This window comes from Pseudomonas sp. TH21 (assembly GCF_016651025.1).
Taxonomy (GTDB): Bacteria; Pseudomonadota; Gammaproteobacteria; order Pseudomonadales; family Pseudomonadaceae; genus Aquipseudomonas; species Aquipseudomonas aylmerensis.
The window spans coordinates 4,128,012-4,145,565 of the sequence record NZ_JAEKEQ010000001.1; the positions used below are offsets into that span (position 1 = coordinate 4,128,012).

The following is a 17,554-nucleotide window of genomic DNA, read 5'->3' on the forward strand; positions in this document are numbered from 1 at the left end:
GCACCAGTCGTTCCCAGACATTAGCAGTGCATCTGTCCTACCGCCACGCTGGCCCCCGTCCGACTTGTCCGCTAGCATCGCCCTTTTGCCAGGACTGGACTGCCGACCATGAAAATCGTCTCCTTCAATATCAACGGGCTGCGCGCCCGCCCTCATCAGTTGGCGGCGCTGATTGAAAAACACCAGCCCGACGTGATCGGCCTGCAGGAAACCAAGGTCCACGACGATCAGTTCCCCCTCGCCGAAGTGCAGGCCTTGGGCTATCACGTGTACTACCACGGGCAAAAAGGTCACTACGGCGTGGCGCTGCTGTCGCGCAAAGAAGCCCTGAGCGTGCACAAAGGCTTTGCCAGCGATGAAGAAGACGCCCAGCGCCGCTTTATCTGGGGCACCTTCGCCGACGAGAACGGCCAGCCGGTCACCATCATGAACGGCTATTTCCCCCAGGGCGAAAGCCGTGACCACCCCACCAAGTTCCCGGCCAAGCAGCGCTTCTACGCAGACTTGCAGCAACTGCTGGAAAGCCAGTTCAGCAATGACCAGGCACTGGTGGTGATGGGCGATGTGAATATTTCCCCGGAAGATTGCGACATCGGCATCGGCGCCGACAACGCCAAACGCTGGCTGAAAACCGGCAAGTGCAGCTTCCTGCCGGAAGAGCGCGAGTGGATGGCACGCCTGAAGAACTGGGGCCTGGTGGACAGCTTCCGCCACCTCAACCCGGACGTGGCCGACCGTTTCAGCTGGTTCGACTACCGCAGCCGCGGGTTTGAAGACGAGCCCAAGCGCGGGCTGCGCATCGACGTGATCCTTGCGTCCAATGGCCTGGTGCCACGGGTCAAGGATGCCGGGGTGGATTACGAATTGCGCGGGCTGGAAAAACCGTCGGACCATGCGCCGATCTGGCTTGAACTGAGCTGACCACACGCTCCACTGTAGGAGCCGGCTTGCCGGCTCCTACAGGTGCTCGTCACATGAATGCAATCTTGCTGACTTAATCTCGCCGCACCCCCTTTGGCTTGAGAAGGTGCCGGCATGATGCTGCGCGTTCTGTTAGTGCTGACCCTTTTTCCTTTCTTCGCTGTCGCTGCTTCCCTCCCCGTTCCCGAGCAAGGCCCCGCCTTGCGCATCCAGGGCTCCAACACCATCGGTGCGGCGCTCGGCCCCGCGCTGGTCAAGGGCTTGATGGAACATCAAGGCTTACAGGGCGTGCACAATGAGCCTGGCGATGGCGCCAATGAACAGCGGGTCATCGGCAAGACGCGCCAGGGCAAGACCGTGACCATCGAAGTCGCGGCCCACGGTTCCAGCACCGGATTTGCCGCACTGAAAAAAGCCGGCGCCGACCTTGCAGCGTCGTCGCGTCCGATCAAGGACAGCGAGCTGGTGGACCTCGAACCCCTGGGCGACCTGAAAAGCCCCGGCGCCGAGCAGGTGATCGCCATCGACGGCCTGGCCATCATCCTCAACCCGCAAAACACACTGAACACGTTGAACACCGAACAACTGGCGCAGATCTTTAACGGCGAAGCCAGCACCTGGGAGGCTCTCGGTGGCATCGGCGGGCCCATTCACGTGTACGCGCGCGATGATCAATCCGGCACTTACGACACGTTCAAGGAGCTGGTGCTGAATCGGCGCAGCAAGCCTCTCGTCGCGTCAGCCAAGCGTTTCGAGTCCAGCGAAGCGCTGTCCGATGCGGTCAGCCAGGATCCCCAGGGCATCGGTTTCATCGGCCTGCCCTACGTGCGCCAGGCCAAGGCGGTGGCGATTGTCGACGGCGATTCGCAACCGATGCTGGCGCTCAATAGCCTGATCGCTACCGAGGATTACCCGCTGTCGCGCCGCTTGTTCTTTTACCTGCCGCCGTCCGGGCACAATCCCTGGGCCAAGGCGCTGGTGGACTTCACCCAGACCAGCAAGGGCCAGGCGATCGTCGCGGCCAACGGGTTTATCGCACAGCAGGTGCAGGCGATCGCGGTGCAGCCACGTCCATCGATGCCCGAGGATTATCAGGCCATCGCCCGTGAGGCCCAGCGGCTGACAGTGAATTTTCGTTTCGAGGAAGGCAGCGCAAGCCTCGACAACAAGGCGCGCCAGGATCTGCAGCGCGTGGTGACGTACCTGAAAAGCCATGAAAAGCTGGATAAACAAGTGACGCTGGTGGGTTTCGGCGACGCCAAGAACGACCCGCAGCGCGCCGCGCTGCTCTCGAAGTTGCGCGCGATGGCGGTGCGCCGTGAGCTGGTCAAGAGCGGCGTGGTACTGCGCGATATCCGTGGGTTCGGCGCGCAGATGCCGGTGGCGGCGAATACGGCGGACGAGGGGCGGATCAAGAATCGGCGGGTGGAGGTGTGGGTGTATTGAAGCCAGAGGCAACCCTATGATTCGGCCGCGCTCGGTTCAAAGCACATGCCAAGTAAGCCAGCGTATCCGCGTTGCTTAATGCGGCCTCTCTTCTGCGTGCCGGTTCTAGCTGAAGCCGGCGCATTCGCACATAGGCTTTAGAGTCTGCCGAGCTCATTCCATAATAGGCTGAGCATGTGGGTGCCTTGTTAGTCGCCTTACCCTCGACAATCGCCCTGGCCTCTTTGTCAATTTCAGCGGGTGCCGTCGCCTGAGCCTGACGCAGCAACAGTGGGTTCAACTGCTTGCTCTTGGACATAGAGGCCCACATGTAATCCGCTTCAGATTTTATGTAGTAATGGTCTGAGGTTTTAGCATAGGCATGGGAAACTTCATGGAGTATCAAGCTCGCGGTTACTTCAGTGTCTCGATCAAGTACCGACTGAATATTCAGGTATAAATTGGTTTTTTCTTTAGGTTCCAGTACACACCCGTTATAGGAAATATTCGGTTTATCCTCACCCCCCACAGCCACTATCTTCTGCGGATTATTGGCGTAGAACTCAAGTCCCCGCTCCATTTCCAGAAATTTTCTGCGTAGCGTGTCGACGGTGGACTCAGCGCTACATCCCAGATAACCCTCGATGGTTTCACGATACGAGGCAGACTCCGTCAAGGCTTGCAGCGCGTTACCAAGGATTTCATTTGCGCGGTGAAACCCCTGACGCAAATTGTCAGCCATCAAGGGGGCGGATTTTTCTATGCTCGCAAAACCGCGATAGGTCACGTGACTGTGATAACCCGCCCTGTATTCCAAAAGATGATCATGCAGCTTTCTTCTCAGGGTTGCTTTTTGCCGGTAAGCGCCTGGGGGATTTTTTTGCGGTCCATATCCATCGCAAATGACATCCGTAGTCCGCCCCCTCCCATCACCTGAATCAGCGATGGAGGGTCGGACGACAGAATGGGAGGTTGGGGATACTCTCAGCATTGAGTTTTCTCTAAAAAGTCTTCATCGAAAACTAGATCAATGCTGCCACCAGCGGCTGTAAGCTTTGTCTTTAACCCTCAACAGCCCGTGTGCTTTTACTGCCCGCTGCGCATCAACTCTTTAGGCACATATTTGCCGATCTCGAACTTGCCGATCGCTGCGCGGTGCACTTCGTCCGGGCCGTCGGCCAGGCGCAGGGTGCGTTGCATGGCGTACATGTAGGCCAGCGGGAAGTCGTTGGACACACCAGCGCCGCCGTGGATCTGGATCGCCCGGTCGATCACCTTCAAGGCGACGTTCGGGGCCACCACCTTGATCTGGGCAATTTCGCTTTTCGCCACTTTATTGCCCACGGTGTCCATCATGTAGGCGGCCTTCAAGGTCAGCAGGCGCGCCATGTCGATTTCCATGCGCGAGTCGGCGATCTTGTCGATATTGCCACCCAGGCGCGCCAACGGCTTGCCGAACGCGGTGCGGCTGACGGAGCGCTTGCACATCAGTTCCAGTGCGCGCTCGGCCATGCCGATTGAGCGCATGCAGTGGTGGATACGGCCCGGGCCAAGGCGCCCCTGGGCAATCTCGAAACCACGGCCCTCACCGAGCAGCACGTTTTCATACGGCACACGCACGTTGTCAAACAGCACTTCGGCATGGCCATGGGGGGCGTCGTCGTAACCGAACACCGGCAGTGGCCGGACGATTTTCACGCCGGGGGCGTCCACCGGCACCAGGATCATCGAGTGTTGCTGGTGGCGCGGCGCATCCGGGTTGCTCAGGCCCATGAAGATCAGAATCTTGCAGCGCGGGTCGCAGGCGCCGGAGGTCCACCACTTTTTACCGTTGATCACCCACTCGTCGCCCTGGCGCTCGGCGCGGGCGGCCATGTTGGTGGCGTCCGAGGAGGCCACATCCGGCTCGGTCATGGCGAATGCCGAGCGAATCTCGCCGCGCAGCAGCGGTTCGAGCCAGCGTTGTTTCTGTTCTTCATTGGCGTAGCGCACCAGCACTTCCATGTTGCCGGTGTCGGGGGCGGAGCAGTTGAACGGCTCCGGGCCCAGCAGCGAGCGGCCCATGATTTCGGCCAGCGGCGCGTATTCAAGATTGGTCAGGCCGGCGCCCAGTTCGGATTCGGGCAGGAACAGGTTCCACAGGCCTTCGGCTTTAGCCTTGGCTTTCAGCTCTTCCATGATGGCGGTCGGCTGCCAGCGATCACCTTCGCTGACCTGGCGTTCGAACACCGGCTCGGCCGGGTAAACGTAAGCATCCATGAACGCAGTGACGCGTTCACGCAGTTCCTGAACCTTGGGCGAATAGGCAAAATCCATGAGCAGCTCCCTTCTCTGAGAGGTTGTTTAGGTCATGCAATCGATGCTAGAACAGCGCTGATAATTTACCTAGCCTATTCTCGGCGTGTATTAACATTCATCACCGATATATGATCGGCGTATGGACACCTAACAATAAGAGCGCAACGAAATGAATCTGAGCAAGGTCGACCTCAACCTGTTTATCGTCTTTGACGCGATCTACACCGAAGCCAACCTGACCCGTGCCGGGCAGATTGTCGGCATTACCCAGCCGGCGGTGTCCAACGCCCTGGCGCGTCTTCGGGAAACCTTCAACGACCCGCTGTTCGTGCGCACCGCCCAGGGCATGGTGCCTACGCCGATGGCGCAGAACATCATCGGCCCGGTGCGCAATGCGCTGTCGTTGCTGCGGGTGTCGGTGCAGGAGAGCCGCATCTTCAACCCGCAGCAGGCGGCCAAGACCTATCGCATCAGCATGACCGACCTCACCGAGGCGGTGATTCTGCCCCTGCTGTTCCAGCGCCTGCGCCGCCTGGCGCCGACCGTGGTGATCGAGAGCTTCCTGTCCAAACGCCGCGAGACCACCAAGGAACTGGCGGCCGGGCGCCTGGATTTTGCCGTGGATGCGCCGCTCAATACCGACCCGCAAGTGCGCCACGTCAAGCTGATGGAGGACCGCTACGTGTGTGCCATGCGCAAGGGCCACCCGCTGGCGGGCAAGGACAAATTCACCCTGGATGACTACCTGTCACTGACCCACATTCATATCTCCAGCCGCCGCAACGGCCTGGGCCACGTCGACCTGGCCCTGGGCAAGATGGGCATCCAGCGCAAGATCGCCCTGCGCTCCCAGCATTACCTGATGGCCTCGCAGGTGCTGCAGCAGACCGACATGGTCATGACCGTGCCGGAGCGTTTCGCCCGTCGCCATGAACTGCACTGGTTCAACCTGCCGGTCAACGATGTGCCGCCGGTGGAAACCCATCTGTACTGGCACGAAAGCACCGACCAGGACCCGGCCAATCGCTGGATGCGCGAGCAGATGATCGAGCTGTGCCAACAGGTGACCGCGCATGAGAAGAAGCTCGATGGCAAGCAGGCTTGACCCCGGGTGAGTGGACTTGCTGTGGCGAGCAGGCTTGCCCTGCGTCGGGCCGCGAAGCAGCCCCCTGAGCAATCCGCCTTGACGTAAACGTCAACCTGACATTAGCTTAGCGCCTAGACCTTCTTGAGCGCCCCCATGAGCACCACCTACAGCATCTCCGACCTCGCCCGCGAGCTCGACATCACGACCCGCGCCATTCGCTTCTATGAAGAACAAGGCCTGCTGGCCCCGGAACGCCGGGGCCAGGAGCGCATCTACTCGGCGCGTGACAAGGTCAGCCTGAAGCTGATCCTGCGCGGCAAGCGCATTGGCTTTTCCCTGGCCGAGTGTCGCGAGCTGATCGAACTCTACGACCCCACCAGCGGCAACCATATCCAGCTCAACAGCATGCTCGCGAAGATCGCCGAGCGCCGTGAGCAACTGGAGCAACAGTTGCTGGATATCGAACAGATGAAACTGGAACTGGACACCGCCGAAGAGCGCTGCACCCAGGCCCTCGCACAGACCATGAACCAGGCCGGTCATTAACCAGAAGGTAGCTGCCATGCCCCTCCCCTCACACGTACGCCTGGTGGAAGTCGGCCCGCGCGACGGTTTGCAGAACGAAGCCCAGCCCATCAGCGTGGCCGACAAGGTTCACCTGGTGGATGCCCTCAGCGCGGCAGGCTTGAGCTATATCGAAGTCGGCAGCTTTGTCTCGCCCAAGTGGGTGCCGCAGATGGCCGGCTCTGCCGAGGTGTTCGCGCAGATCCAGCGCAAGCCCGGCGTGACCTACGGCGCACTGGCGCCGAACCTGCGCGGCTTTGAAGACGCGCTGGCGGCCGGGGTGAAGGAAGTCGCAGTGTTTGCCGCGGCGTCCGAGGCGTTTTCCCAGCGCAACATCAACTGCTCCATCAGTGAAAGCCTGGAACGCTTTGCGCCGCTGATGGCCCAGGCCAGACAGCACGGCATCAGCGTGCGTGGCTATGTGTCTTGTGTGCTGGGCTGCCCGTACGAGGGCGAGATCGCGCCGGAGCAAGTGGCGGCGGTCGCGCGCGAACTGTATGCGATGGGCTGCTATGAAGTGTCCCTGGGCGACACCATCGGCACCGGCACGGCAGGCGCCACTCGCAGGTTGTTCGACGTGGTGGGCGCGCAGGTGCCACGCGACAAGTTGGCCGGCCACTTCCATGACACCTATGGCCAGGCCATCGCCAATATCTACGCCAGCCTGCTCGAAGGTATCAATGTGTTCGACAGCTCTATCGCGGGCCTCGGCGGCTGCCCCTACGCCAAGGGCGCCAGCGGTAACGTCGCCACCGAAGACGTGCTCTACCTGCTCAATGGCCTGGGCATCGACACCGGTATCGATCTGGACGCATTGATGCGCGCGGGCCAGCACATCAGCCAGGTGTTGGGCCGGCCTACCGGCTCGCGGGTGGCCAAGGCACGTAACGCCAGTTGAGTAGCGCGGGCGTGACAATGTGTTACCGCACAGCTACACATCGAGTAACACGGGAACATATTTTGTCGCATTTGCCGTAGGCCGTTGCCTACACAAAATCTAAATCATTGATTTTAAAGGGTTTTTTAAAGTTGGCACGGCTTCTGCTATCTCTATGGCATAACAAGAATAAAAAGCGCCAAACCTAATAAAAATAAGACGAAACGACTCTGACATAACAAAAACAACACGGCAGAGACGCAGCTAACAGATTTTTTTGGAGAAGATGTGCTTCGCAGGGTACGGCGTGCCGCAACCCGCAACCGGTTAGAGAAAAATAAAACTACCTCAGGTAGCTACCCACTGGTTGGATCGATAACGAAGAAGCAGATCAGCGCTCAAAAAAATACGTTTGCTCTTGACCCCGAATGGGGGTCGCCAAAAACAGCGGTAAAGGGTAACGGTTGCCAAAAACAACAATAGACCGCCCCTCAATAATAAAAAAAGAGCACGCAACGACAAATTAAAGGGGACCCTCGGGTCCCCTTTGTGCTTTCTGCACGACCATCACTCAGGGCAATGTCCCCTCCTCGTCTGCGGCGTTATCAAGCACCTTGCGTGTCAAGATTTGCCGGGCACGTTGTTCCAGCGCCTGACGTGCGGCACTCACCTGCTCGTGTTCTCTCAAGTAAAAAGCACTTTGCATCGAGCCCGATACCAGAATTTCATCCCGGCGTTTGCCCAACAGACCCGCCAGCCGGTCGGCCGCCGCGTCATAACTTGCCTGCCACACGTCTTGCGTCGCCTGATCTGCTGCACTGTCTTGCTCGCGTTGCAGATCCGACAGTTCATCCAACGCAGTGCTTTTCTTCTCGAGCAGCTCCAGTTCTGGCGCTATCAATGCGTTGAACGCTTGCGAGTAATGGGTTTGAAGGTGCCTTTCCCAAAACGGGCAACCCACAAAAAACACCTCCTGCTTAGTGGCATCCCGCTCCTCCCTGAGCACGGTTGCATAAGCTTCATCAATCGCCGCGGCGCTGACATTGGCCTGGTGGGGGAACAACATCTCACGGGACTTGACCGGTAACCCCAGCCTGTCTGCAAGACCGATGCGATAAGCCAGGATCACTTCGACCTGCTCAGTGAACCCCGGCCCCCTGGCCACGACATCCCGCTGCGCAATGGCGTCCACCAGGTGTAGACGGAACAGTTTGCGGGCAGTGGATATCAGCGCGCCCTCCGCATTCTGCGTTTGCACCAACTCCAGCGCCCTGGCCGCCATCAGCTCGCTTTCCAGGTTCATGAATTCAACCGAACTGCCGTCGCCACAGGTGATGCGACCGTCGGCGATCGAGAATAACGACTGCCGGATACTCTCGGTTTCACTCGCAGCCTCAAGCATGTCCCAGACCCTCTGGGTAATTTCGGGTCGGGCAGTTTGACTGGCGTACTCGGCACTGCGGGTGGTGTCCGCCAAGACGGTAAAAAAATCTGTCGAACCAGTGCAGCCCGACAGCTCATCCCAGATCGCGCCGTACCGCGCCAACTCGGCGGGCGGGACTTCCTCCAACCAACGGTCGCGCGCTTCCTGCGAGGTGATGTGATCGCCCCATTCTTCGCCCATTTCAAGGCGCGCAAGGGTGGCCGCCGACAAGGGATTTTCGTGCACATTGATGCGCTCGCGGTGCTCATAAGCGTATTCAGGCAACGTGGTGATCTGGTTTGAATGCAGATCGATCAAGGTCAGGGCAGGCAAACGCTCGGCGCCGACGGGGAACCGGGTGGTGCCGGTATACGGCAGACGCAGCTCGTTCAACTGGCGCAAGCGGCTCAGATTGGCAGACCAACCCAAATGTCGATTGTATCCAAGGTTCAAACTCTTCAACTGCTGCAGGCTCTCCAGGCGCAATCGGCTCGGCCCGTTCAGCCGGATATCATTGCTGCGCAAGTTGAGTGCGGTAAGCCCTGCCCCGCCGTCTCTAAACACCGGCAGCTGGGTTAAATTATTTTCGCTCATGTCCAGCCAGCGCAAGCCACCAAACGCCTGCAAAAAAGGCAACGATTCGTCTGAAAGCCCCATTCCACATAACTTCAAATTGCCCACATGATCCATATTGGCGGTAATCGCAGGCAGTTCACCCACCGCTTCAGTGGACAGATCGAGGCCGGGGCCGATGAGTACTCCATCTACCAGCCATTGCTGGAACGCAATCCGCTGCCAGGCATATTTGATCGTCGTCGACACTCTGCGCCTGGCACTCGCATAGCCGGAGTCCTCCTCCTGCCAGTTGACCAGCGCTTTATTCAGGTCGGAAAACTCGGTTTCCAGGTGCACCAGCCTCGCCAACAGCACGGCATCCGAGGCACCTTGAAGCCCGAGCAGGCTCTCGACCTCCTCCAGGGGCTTGGAGTACAGCAGCATGGCTTTCATCGTGCAATCAAACGGACGCTGTGCAACGCCGCCCACCGGACTCAACGGATAACCGATGCGCCCATCCGCCAGACGCATCGGGGATTTGAAGCCGGGCCTGATCGGTTGCAGGCCCAGCGCACGCCGGCTTGCCTGCTCGTCCAGCGGCAAGTGCGCCAGTTGCGCTTTCAAGGCCTTGGTGGACGATTGCAACGCTGGCCAGCGGGTGAACCGACCGCCACTGGCAAGCCACAGCGCGCTGAAAAAGGCGTCCTTGTCATAGCGCCAATAGAGTCTTTGTTGCGGCACGCTGTATAACATCCACTCCTTCATGTCGCTGCGGATCAGACGAAGCTGCCTGGGGGCGGTCGTATCGCCGACCCGGTCCAGCACAGCCCCTTCATACGTATCGGCGCGCAGCTCAATACACACCCCATCCAGCTTCCCCGGGATGGCGGCCAGCTTGTGCAGCGCCAGGTGTACGCCGTCCATTGTGAGCGCGTTGTCGAACAGAAGATCAGCCTGTGCGCGCATGACGCGCGCCTTCTGTGCGTAGCGGCGTGCCTCTTCGGCCAACCGCAACGGCAAGCGTGATGTGGGTTCGATGCAGCGTGCCAATTCCTCGGGCCTGGCATGGGCGACTATCTCTTCGGCAGCCAATTTAGGCAGGCTGGGAAAGCTGCGCTGCAGCCACTGGACATGGACATCACTGGAGATATCACCGGCTGACATCTCCAGATTGAACAGCTCAGCCCGGGTGTTTTTAGCCGCTGTCAGCAACCGATCCCGGTACCGTGCCGCCCTGACCGCAGGTGCGCGTTCTGCGCGCATCAGTTGCGCCATGCGTTCTTCGGTGAATGTCGGTTTACCGTCAACCGAACGCTCACCGGGCGTAATGATGCCCAGCATCACCTGCTCCGCGAGTATCTCGCGCTCGACCTCGTCCTCGTCCAACAACTCGCGTATTTCAGTTTCAGTCATTTGTTCGAGCATGGCGGGAAACAGGGCCCCACTGTCGAGATGTTTAGGCTGCAACTTGACCACCTCCCGTGGGTTTCTCACTTTGGCTGAAAGCCACGTCAGATCGCCCTCGGAATCAAAGGCCAGCAGCACCCGCGATTTAGGCCACATGCCATTATCGATCAACAATTTCACTTGCATGTACCAGTTGACGCGGCTGAACACGTTGGGGTCGGAGCTGCTCAACCGGTCGATAAACGCCTGATGCCTGGCGTCGCACTCAAATCGCCGCAGCATGTCCCTGAAGAGCGGCGGCGGCGCCCGGTGCTCGACGAACACCTGGCGCAACTCGTCATCCGACACCCCGCTGAATAGCCGCGCCTGCTCGAGCTGGCTATCGCTCAGGTGATCGACCGTATGGCCAATGCGCCGCAGCAAGGTCTTGCGGTCCCACGTCAGGGGTTGTTCGAACTCATGGACCCAGGCGCCCGTGCCGTTATGGTGGATGCGCGGTGCATAACGTGAATCGCCATCGGGATGCAGAAGCCTGGATTCCCCCTCCGAGCCGGTAACGACCTGGTAGTGGCCACCGTCAGTTGCCGGCAGATAGAGGCTTCCCTCATGGGCATATAGCCCCTGCGCGTTTGGGCGCAGCCCTTTGGGCAAGGCGATCCGGTGCAGGTATTGGCTCGGATTGACACTGTGCAAACGCGTGCGCCCGCCGAGTTCCACCCGTACCAGGCGCTTGATAAATGCCGTGTCTTTGGCAGCCATCAGCACATGGGGCACCGCCAGCCCGGCCAGATCCAGACCCACCGCCGAAAAGTGCGCCCAGGCCGTGCGGGTGTCGCCGTCGGACCACGCTTCAACGCCTTCGCCTATCTCATAGACCATCTGCACGGCCGCGACGACCAGCATGGCCTCCCCCAGGAAGGGCACCACGAAAGACGCCAGATTGAGAATATCCAGCGCCGTGCTGCCCCACGACCAAAGCCAGGCGTTATACGCCCGATCAGTCACCGATTGGGTGGAGGCCACGGCGGCACTGGCGTTGTTCATGATCAGCCGGATACGCTGCATCGCGCAGTCCATCCAGACATCCCGCCATGAGGCGGCATACGTCCCCTGGTCGGTGATGCGACTTTTATTGGCGGCGGCAAAATCTTCATCCACGGCATGCGCCGCGCCGGGGTCGAGCAAGGCCTTGAGCCGGGTAAAAAAACCGTCCTGATGGGCGAGCGGCACAAACTGGCTGAAGAATTTGCGGTATTCAGCCCCGCACAGACGTGTCGTCAAATGGTCGGTAAAGGCTGCTATGTGGTCATAGCGCTTGAGTGGATGAAGCGGATCGCCAGGGATATACACCATGCAGGGCAGCGGCAGGAGTTGGGCATTCCTTGTGTTTTCCCGCCACTCCACCGGCCCGATGACCAGGATGTTCTCGATATAAAGATTGCACAGCCGCAACGGCGAAAACTTGACCGTCTTTTCTGACCATTTACCGGTGGACTGATTAACGAGCAGGCTGCAGATCAACTGGTGTTGCGCAGGCTGGATATCGCCCTTCATCACCGCGATTTCTGCCGCCAGTTCCAATTGGTTTCGATGACTGATGATCAGGCTGCTATATAACTTGCCCGCCGGCTGGTGCTGGGTTGCCGGCGCACTATGGCGGTTGATGGTGGCTCGCAGGTATTCGTAGTAGGAACGCCCCAGATCCAAGTCCCTGCACAGTTGGGCGAACGCGCGGGCCTTGATGTCGAGCTTGAGCGACTTGACATTGGCTGACGTGTGCACCAGCGCGCTTGAATAACGGTGAAAATCGTACCCGGTGATCAAGTGACAGTCCGCGCACACCGGCTCATTCGCCTGGTCCGGGGCAAAGTTGTTCAGCGCCGCTTCCAACAGGCTGACACCTTTATAAGAATAAAACTGCGGGCCCAATTCGCTGACGCGTGTGGTCGAGACCTCAGTGAGCTGCGCGTCGCAGCTGGTTTGCTCCAGTTTGCGCGCATAGAACACCTTCCTGGGGTCCAGCCGTTTCCCGAACTTTTGTTCGATCGCGGCCGCCAAAAGGGGCTCGGCATACTCTGCCGGTGGCTTCAGCTCACCGAGCAGTTGATCCAGTTGGTTCAACGACGCCCGGCTGCGCTTGTGCACCTTGCCCAGGCGGTCCCTGTCAGCCTGCGGGGCCTTTTTGTACCAGTCGGGAATACGCAGGTCCAATGACGCCAGTTCAGTTTTGCGGCTGCCCTGCGCCTCGGTGTACCAGTCGGGAGTATTGTCCTTGATGACACTCAGGTGCGGACTTTGCAGGTCCGACACCCTGTCGGCGGGTGGGTCTGCGATGCTGTCTGTCATGCGTGTAGCCTTCGAGTGGCGAAATATTGCGCCACTCTAGGCAACACCCGCGCGCGGGACGCGGTAGGCATGCACCCCGCATCAGCGGCGGATGTTCAGCTCCTCAATGCTGATCTCGCGCATGCGAAATTTCTGGATCTTGCCGGTCACCGTCATCGGAAACTCATCCACGAACTTGAAGTGCCGGGGCGTCTTGAAGTGTGCGATGCGCCCCTTGCACCAGGTCTGCAGTTCCAGCGCGTTGGCCACATGCCCCGGATGGAACTTGACCCAGGCGACGATCTCCTCGCCGTAACGCGCATCCGGAATACCGATGATCTGCACATCGGCCACCGCCGGATGGGTGAAGAAGAACTCCTCCAGCTCGCGCGGATAGACGTTTTCCCCACCGCGAATGATCATGTCCTTGTTGCGCCCGGCAATGCTCACATAGCCGTGTTCGTCCATGCTCGCCAGGTCGCCGGTGTGCATCCAGCCGGCGTCGTCGATTGCCTCGCGGGTGGCGTCGGGGTTGTTCCAATAACCGAGCATCACGCTGTAGCCACGGGTGCACAATTCGCCGATCTCACCGCGTGCAACCGTATTGCCATCGGTATCGATGATCTTGCTTTCCAGCTGCGGCTGGGTGCGGCCGACGGTGGTCACGCGGCGCTCCAGGTCATCCTCCGCGCCGGTTTGCAGCGACACCGGGCTGGTTTCGGTCATGCCGTAGGCAATCTGCACCTCGCCCATGTGCAGCTCGCTGATGACCCGGCGCATCACCTCGATGGGGCACGTGGCGCCGGCCATGATGCCGGTGCGCAAGGTCGCCAGGTCGAATTCGCCGCGGCGTGGGTCATCGAGCATCGCGATGAACATCGTCGGTACGCCATATAGACCGGTGGCGCGCTCTTCAGCGACAGCGCTCAAGGTCAGCAGCGGGTCGAAGCCGTCATTGGGGTAGATCATGGTGGTGCCGTGGGTGATGCAACCGAGGTTGCCCATGACCATGCCGAAGCAGTGATACAGCGGCACCGGGATGACCAGGCGATCTTGCGCGGTCAGGCCCAGGCTTTCGCCGACCATGTAGCCGTTATTGAGAATATTGTGGTGACTGAGGGTGGCCCCCTTGGGGAAGCCCGTGGTGCCGGAGGTGTACTGGATGTTGACGGCTTGATCGAAGTGCAGGCTGGCCTGGCGAATACGCAAGTGTTCGGGCGGGATGCCGGCGCCGAGTGCCGCCAACTGCGCCCAGGGCAGGAATCCCGGCGGCGGGCTGGGGTCGAGGCTGATAAGCCCGCGCAGGTCGGGCTTCAATTCCTGCAACATGGCATGGTAATCGGAGGTCTTGAACGACCCGGCACACACCAGCCACTGGCAGCCGGACTGCTTGAGCACATACTCCAGCTCACTGCTGCGATAGGCCGGGTTGATATTCACCAGGATCACCCCGAGCTTGGCGCTGGCGATCTGGCTGATGCACCACTCGGCGCAGTTGGGGGCCCAGATGCCCAGGCGGTCACCGGTCTGCATACCCAGGGCGAGGAACGCACGCGCATGCAGATCCACCGCCTCGGCCAGTTGCCGCCAGGTGTAGCGGCGCTGCTGGTGGCGGACAATCAACGCTTCACCATCGGGGTATTGCGCGACGGTGTGATCGAAGGCCTGGCCAATGGTCATGGCCAGCAAGGCCTTGTCCTGAGCGCCACGGCTGTAGCTCTGGTTCGGTTGATCCATAACGACCCCTGTTGTCTTTTTTGTAGGTTGACGTAAACGTAAACTACGATTGACAGCGCCTTAACGCAAGCTTACGTTAACGTAAAGGTGAGCGCCCTTCCCTGGTGCGCCATCCACACAACAACAAAGCTCACATTAAGGTGCCTGTCCATGAGTTACCCGTCCCTGAACTTCGCCCTCGGTGAAACCATCGACATGCTGCGCGACCAGGTGCAGTCCTTCGTGGCCAAGGAAATCGCCCCGCGCGCGGCACAGATCGACATCGACAACCTGTTCCCCGCCGACCTGTGGCGCAAGTTCGGTGACATGGGCCTGCTCGGCATCACCGTGCCGGAAGAATACGGCGGCGCCGGCCTGGGTTACCTGGCCCACGTGGTCGCCATGGAAGAGATCAGCCGAGGCTCGGCGTCGGTGGCGTTGTCCTACGGCGCTCACTCCAACCTGTGTGTGAACCAGATCAACCGCAACGGCAATCACGCGCAGAAGCTCAAGTACCTGCCAAAGCTGATCAGTGGCGAACACGTCGGTGCGCTGGCCATGAGCGAACCGAACGCCGGCTCCGACGTGGTCTCGATGAAACTGCGCGCCGACAAACGCGGCGACCGCTACGTGCTCAACGGCAGCAAGACCTGGATCACCAACGGCCCCGACGCCAGCACGTATGTGATCTACGCCAAGACCGACCTGGAAAAAGGCCCCCACGGCATCACCGCGTTTATCGTCGAGCGCGACTGGAAAGGCTTCAGCCGCAGCACCAAGTTCGACAAGCTGGGCATGCGCGGCTCCAACACCTGCGAGCTGTTTTTCGATGACGTGGAAGTGCCCGAGGAGAACATTCTCGGCGTGCTCAATGGCGGCGTGAAAGTGCTGATGAGCGGCCTCGACTACGAACGCGTGGTGCTTTCCGGCGGCCCCACCGGGATCATGCAGGCGTGCATGGACCTGATCGTGCCGTACATCCACGACCGCAAGCAGTTCGGCCAGAGCATCGGCGAATTCCAGCTGATCCAGGGCAAGGTCGCTGACATGTACACCCAACTCAACGCCAGCCGCGCCTACCTCTACGCGGTGGCCCAGGCTTGCGAGCGCGGCGAAACCACGCGCAAGGACGCCGCCGGGGTGATCCTCTACAGCGCCGAACGCGCCACGCAAATGGCCCTCGATGCGATCCAGATCCTGGGCGGCAACGGCTATATCAACGAATTCCCCGCCGGGCGCCTGTTGCGTGACGCCAAGCTGTATGAAATCGGCGCCGGCACCAGCGAGATTCGGCGGATGCTGATCGGTCGCGAACTCTTCAACGAAACCCGCTGAAGGAGCGCACTCATGGCCACCCTGCACACCCTGCTCAACCCGCGCTCGGCGGAATTCGTCGCCAACAGCGCGGCAATGCGCCAACAGGTCGACGCCCTGCACACCCTGCTCGCCCATGTGCAGCAAGGTGGCGGCGCCAAGGCCCAGGAACGCCACACCTCGCGCGGCAAGCTGCTGCCGCGCGAGCGCATCAATCGCCTGCTCGACCCGGGCTCGCCGTTCCTTGAGCTCAGCCAACTGGCCGCCCATCAGGTGTACGGCGAGGACGTGCCTGCCGCCGGGGTGATCGCCGGGATCGGCCGCGTCGAAGGTGTCGAGTGCATGATCGTCGCCAACGACGCCACGGTGAAAGGGGGTTCCTACTACCCGCTCACGGTGAAAAAACACCTGCGCGCCCAGACTATCGCCGAGCAGAACCGCCTGCCGTGCATCTACCTGGTCGACTCCGGCGGCGCCAACCTGCCGCGCCAGGACGAGGTATTCCCGGACCGCGAGCACTTCGGACGGATCTTCTTCAACCAGGCCAACATGAGCGCCCAGGGCATCCCGCAGATCGCCGTGGTAATGGGCTCGTGCACCGCCGGCGGCGCCTATGTGCCGGCGATGGCCGACGAAGCGATCATGGTGCGCAACCAGGCGACCATCTTCCTCGCCGGGCCGCCACTGGTGAAGGCCGCGACCGGTGAAGTGGTCAGCGCCGAAGACCTCGGCGGTGCCGACGTGCATTGCAAGGTTTCCGGCGTGGCCGACCACTATGCCGACAACGACGAACACGCGCTGGCCCTCGCCCGGCGCAGCGTGGCCAACCTCAACTGGCGCAAGCAGGGTCAGGTAAGCCAACGCCCGCCCGTGGCGCCGCTGTACAGCAGCGAAGAGCTCTACGGGGTGATCCCGGCCGATGCCAAGCAGCCATTCGATGTGCGCGAAGTGATCGCGCGGCTGGTCGACGGTTCGGTGTTCGATGAATTCAAGGCGCTGTTTGGCACCACGCTGGTGTGTGGCTTCGCGCACTTGCACGGCTACCCGATTGCGATCCTCGCCAACAACGGGATTCTCTTCGCCGAAGCCGCACAAAAAGGCGCGCACTTTATCGAACTGGCCTGCCAGCGCGGGATTCCGTTGCTGTTCCTGCAGAACATCACCGGCTTCATGGTCGGGCAAAAATACGAGGCCGGCGGCATCGCCAAGCATGGCGCCAAGCTGGTCACCGCGGTGGCCTGCGCCAAGGTGCCGAAGTTCACCGTGATCATCGGCGGCAGTTTCGGTGCCGGCAACTACGGCATGTGCGGCCGCGCCTATGACCCGCGTTTCCTGTGGATGTGGCCCAACGCGCGCATCGGAGTGATGGGCGCCGAACAGGCGGCAGGCGTGTTGGTGCAGGTCAAGCGCGAGCAGGCCGAGCGGGCCGGCCATGGGTTCAGCGCCGAAGAAGAGGCCGCGATCAAGCAGCCGATCCTCGATCAGTATGAAACCCAGGGTCATCCCTACTATTCCAGTGCGCGCCTGTGGGACGACGGGGTCATCGACCCGCTGCAGACCCGCGACGTGCTGGCCCTGGCCCTGTCCGCCGCACTGAACGCCCCGATCGAGCCGAGCCGCTTCGGCGTGTTCCGCATGTAAA

11 protein-coding genes are annotated in these 17,554 nt (G+C 60.6%); 7 read left to right on the forward strand and 4 right to left on the reverse strand.

Translation table 11 applies throughout. From position 1 onward, the window contains the following. The first annotated feature begins 108 nt into the window (after positions 1-108). Complete coding sequence (gene xthA, locus JFU04_RS18160) at positions 109-921, forward strand: exodeoxyribonuclease III (protein WP_065901056.1); 813 nt, start codon at positions 109-111, stop codon at positions 919-921. A gap of 114 nt (positions 922-1,035) precedes the next feature. After that, positions 1,036-2,367, forward strand: a complete 1,332-nt coding sequence (locus JFU04_RS18165; protein WP_201145223.1) for a substrate-binding domain-containing protein — start codon at positions 1,036-1,038, stop codon at positions 2,365-2,367. Here the strand turns inward: JFU04_RS18165 and JFU04_RS18170 are convergent. Both JFU04_RS18170 and JFU04_RS18175 read right to left on the reverse strand, forming a co-directional pair. Then, positions 2,333-3,133, reverse strand: coding sequence for a hypothetical protein (locus JFU04_RS18170; RefSeq protein ID WP_201145225.1), 801 nt, complete (start codon positions 3,131-3,133; stop codon positions 2,333-2,335). The two genes, JFU04_RS18165 and JFU04_RS18170, sit on opposite strands and share 35 nt — an antisense overlap. A gap of 299 nt (positions 3,134-3,432) precedes the next feature. Beyond that, positions 3,433-4,662, reverse strand: coding sequence for an acyl-CoA dehydrogenase (locus JFU04_RS18175; protein WP_029298342.1), 1,230 nt, complete (start codon positions 4,660-4,662; stop codon positions 3,433-3,435). A gap of 151 nt (positions 4,663-4,813) precedes the next feature. Between JFU04_RS18175 and JFU04_RS18180 the strand changes: the two genes are divergently transcribed. The 3 genes from JFU04_RS18180 (at position 4,814) to JFU04_RS18190 (ending at position 7,193) form a co-directional block, all read left to right on the forward strand. Then, positions 4,814-5,749, forward strand: coding sequence for a LysR family transcriptional regulator (locus JFU04_RS18180; RefSeq protein WP_197627627.1), 936 nt, complete (start codon positions 4,814-4,816; stop codon positions 5,747-5,749). A 135-nt stretch (positions 5,750-5,884) separates the two neighbouring features. Then, on the forward strand, positions 5,885-6,277 hold the full coding sequence (locus tag JFU04_RS18185) for a MerR family transcriptional regulator (RefSeq protein WP_106803382.1): 393 nt from the start codon (positions 5,885-5,887) through the stop codon (positions 6,275-6,277). Between the two features lie 16 nt (positions 6,278-6,293). Continuing rightward, on the forward strand, positions 6,294-7,193 hold the full coding sequence (locus tag JFU04_RS18190) for a hydroxymethylglutaryl-CoA lyase (protein ID WP_106803381.1): 900 nt from the start codon (positions 6,294-6,296) through the stop codon (positions 7,191-7,193). Between the two features lie 550 nt (positions 7,194-7,743). Here JFU04_RS18190 and JFU04_RS18195 read toward each other — a convergent pair. Beyond that, positions 7,744-12,903 (reverse strand): NEL-type E3 ubiquitin ligase domain-containing protein, encoded by a 5,160-nt coding sequence (locus JFU04_RS18195; RefSeq protein ID WP_201145227.1) that lies wholly within the window; start codon positions 12,901-12,903, stop codon positions 7,744-7,746. Positions 12,904-12,984: 81 nt separating this feature from the next. Then, on the reverse strand, positions 12,985-14,619 hold the full coding sequence (locus tag JFU04_RS18200; RefSeq protein WP_201145229.1) for an AMP-binding protein: 1,635 nt from the start codon (positions 14,617-14,619) through the stop codon (positions 12,985-12,987). A 150-nt stretch (positions 14,620-14,769) separates the two neighbouring features. Here JFU04_RS18200 and JFU04_RS18205 point away from each other — a divergent pair, with 150 nt between their 5' ends. Then, positions 14,770-15,933, forward strand: coding sequence for an isovaleryl-CoA dehydrogenase (locus JFU04_RS18205; RefSeq protein ID WP_065901070.1), 1,164 nt, complete (start codon positions 14,770-14,772; stop codon positions 15,931-15,933). Positions 15,934-15,945: 12 nt separating this feature from the next. Continuing rightward, positions 15,946-17,553, forward strand: a complete 1,608-nt coding sequence (locus tag JFU04_RS18210) for a carboxyl transferase domain-containing protein (RefSeq protein ID WP_201145231.1) — start codon at positions 15,946-15,948, stop codon at positions 17,551-17,553. The last annotated feature ends 1 nt before the right edge of the window (position 17,554 follow it).

Bases quoted from the DNA above. Each gene is read 5' to 3' on its own strand.
- xthA (WP_065901056.1), top strand. From the start codon at position 109: ATGAAAATCGTCTCCTTCAATATCAACGGGCTGCGCGCCCGCCCTCAT.
- JFU04_RS18165 (WP_201145223.1), top strand. From the start codon at position 1,036: ATGATGCTGCGCGTTCTGTTAGTGCTGACCCTTTTTCCTTTCTTCGCT.
- JFU04_RS18175 (WP_029298342.1), bottom strand. From the start codon at position 4,662: ATGGATTTTGCCTATTCGCCCAAGGTTCAGGAACTGCGTGAACGCGTC.
- JFU04_RS18180 (WP_197627627.1), top strand. From the start codon at position 4,814: ATGAATCTGAGCAAGGTCGACCTCAACCTGTTTATCGTCTTTGACGCG.
- JFU04_RS18185 (WP_106803382.1), top strand. From the start codon at position 5,885: ATGAGCACCACCTACAGCATCTCCGACCTCGCCCGCGAGCTCGACATC.
- JFU04_RS18190 (WP_106803381.1), top strand. From the start codon at position 6,294: ATGCCCCTCCCCTCACACGTACGCCTGGTGGAAGTCGGCCCGCGCGAC.
- JFU04_RS18195 (WP_201145227.1), bottom strand. From the start codon at position 12,903: ATGACAGACAGCATCGCAGACCCACCCGCCGACAGGGTGTCGGACCTG.
- JFU04_RS18200 (WP_201145229.1), bottom strand. From the start codon at position 14,619: ATGGATCAACCGAACCAGAGCTACAGCCGTGGCGCTCAGGACAAGGCC.
- JFU04_RS18205 (WP_065901070.1), top strand. From the start codon at position 14,770: ATGAGTTACCCGTCCCTGAACTTCGCCCTCGGTGAAACCATCGACATG.
- JFU04_RS18210 (WP_201145231.1), top strand. From the start codon at position 15,946: ATGGCCACCCTGCACACCCTGCTCAACCCGCGCTCGGCGGAATTCGTC.